Here is a 1,846-nt window from a genome sequence, read left to right on the forward strand (position 1 = left end):
GAAGTCCTCGTGCGCCGGCACGTCGCCGGCGGCCTCGACGATCACGTTGCGGTTGGACTTGCGGTGGAACCACGCGCCATGCTCCGACTGCAGCACGTCCTCATGAGCGTCCGGGGACTCGGCGTGACCGAGATCGGCGTGGTCGTCGGGGACTGGGCTCCGGAGATCATGCGCGTGATCGGAGACGGCTCCCGCTTCGGCGCGCGCATCACCTACATCCGCCAGGACCGGCCGCTGGGGCTCGCGCACTGCGTGGCGCTGGCCCGCCCGTTCCTGGGCGACGACGACTTCGTCATGTACCTCGGCGACAACGTGCTGACCGACGGCGTGGCCGGGATCGCCGCGGAGTTCCGGCGGCACCGGCCCGCGGCCCACGTGGTGGTGCACAAGGTGTCGGACCCGCGGCAGTTCGGGGTGGCGGAGCTGGACGGCGACGGCGCGGTGCTCCGGGTGGTGGAGAAGCCGCGGCGCCCGCGCAGCGACCTCGCCCTGATCGGGGTGTACTTCTTCACCGCGGCCGTGCACGCGGCGGTGGCGGCCATCCGGCCCAGCGGGCGCGGCGAACTGGAGATCACCGACGCCATCCAGTGGCTGCTGTCGAGCGGCGCCGCGGTGGCGGCGAGCGAGTACGGCGGCTACTGGAAGGACACCGGCCGGCCCGAGGACCTGCTGGACTGCAACCGCCGGCTGCTCGGCGAGCTGCGGCCGGGCGTGGCCGGGGAGGTCGATGCCGCCAGCCGGCTGGTGGGCCGCGTCGTCGTGGAGCGCGGCGCGCGCGTGGTGCGCTCCCGCGTCGAGGGGCCGGCGATCGTGGGCGCCGGCACCGTGATCGAGGACAGCGACATCGGCCCCTACACCGCCATCGGGCCCGGCTGCACGGTGCGCTCGGCGCGGATCGCCGACTCGATCGTGCTCGCCGACGCCCGCATCAGCGGCGCTCCGGGGCTGCGCGGATCGCTCATCGGCCGCTCGTCCGTGATCGGTCCGGCGGCCTCCGGCCGGAGCGGCCACCGCATCGTGGTGGGCGACCACGCGGTGCTGGCGTTGGGCGGCCCGGCCGGGCAGGAGTCCGCCGCGGTCCCGGCCGCTCCGGAGCCGGGTTGACCGGCCGCGGCGGGGCCGGACGCGGGCCGTGCCGTGCGGCCCGGCCCGCGCGGCGCGACACCCGGTGCCACCCCCTCCCCCACCCCGGCCTCCCGGCCGCCCGACCACGGACGGAGCACCCATGACTACGGCAACAGCGCTCGCACCGCGCGTGGACCCCGACCTGCCGGCGCGCCTGGAGCGCTCCGCCTCGGCCGTCGCGGCCGGGCACGGGATGCGCACGGCGGACTTCGCCGACTGGTTCGCGGAGCGGACCCGGGCGCACCGCTTCCGGGTGGAGCGCATCCCGCTCGCCGAGCTGGACGGCTGGTCCTTCTCCCCCGGCACCGGCAACCTGACGCACCGCAGCGGGCGGTTCTTCACCGTCGAGGGGCTGCGCGCGGCGGGCGACGAGGGTCTCGGCACCTGGGAGCAGCCCATCATCCACCAGCCGGAGATCGGGATCCTCGGCGTCCTGGCCAAGGAGTTCGACGGCGTCCTGCACTTCCTCATGCAGGCGAAGATGGAGCCCGGCAATCCGGGGCTGGTCCAGCTCTCCCCCACCGTCCAGGCCACCCGCAGCAACTACACCCGGGCGCACCGGGGCGCGGGGGTGCGCTACGTCGAGCACTTCACACGCCCCGGGCGGGGGCGGGTGCTGGTCGACGTGCTGCAGTCGGAGCATGGCGCGTGGTTCCACCGCAAGTCCAACCGCAACGTGATCGTCGAGGCCGCCGGCGACGTGCCGGCGCACGAGGACTTC

At 75.1% G+C, this 1,846-nt stretch carries 3 protein-coding genes; 2 read left to right on the forward strand and 1 reads right to left on the reverse strand.

Annotation, left to right across the window (positions count from 1 at the left end; all coding sequences use genetic code 11):
* Window positions 1-96, reverse strand: a 96-nt coding sequence (locus DEF28_RS26380; RefSeq protein WP_199493566.1) for an NDP-hexose 2,3-dehydratase family protein, incomplete at its 3' end; no start/stop codon positions are given.
* On the opposite strand from DEF28_RS26380, the gene DEF28_RS26385 reads away from it, so the two are divergent.
* Complete coding sequence (locus tag DEF28_RS26385; protein ID WP_114446262.1) at window positions 79-1,104, forward strand: glucose-1-phosphate thymidylyltransferase; 1,026 nt, start codon at window positions 79-81, stop codon at window positions 1,102-1,104. The genes DEF28_RS26380 and DEF28_RS26385 overlap by 18 nt on opposite strands.
* Before the next feature lie 121 nt (window positions 1,105-1,225).
* The coding region (locus tag DEF28_RS26390) for an NDP-hexose 2,3-dehydratase family protein (RefSeq protein WP_199493568.1) at window positions 1,226-1,846 on the forward strand (621 nt) is incomplete at its 3' end.

The sequence above is a fragment of the Marinitenerispora sediminis genome (assembly GCF_003336425.1).
In the GTDB taxonomy this organism is placed as follows: domain Bacteria; phylum Actinomycetota; class Actinomycetes; order Streptosporangiales; family Streptosporangiaceae; genus Marinitenerispora; species Marinitenerispora sediminis.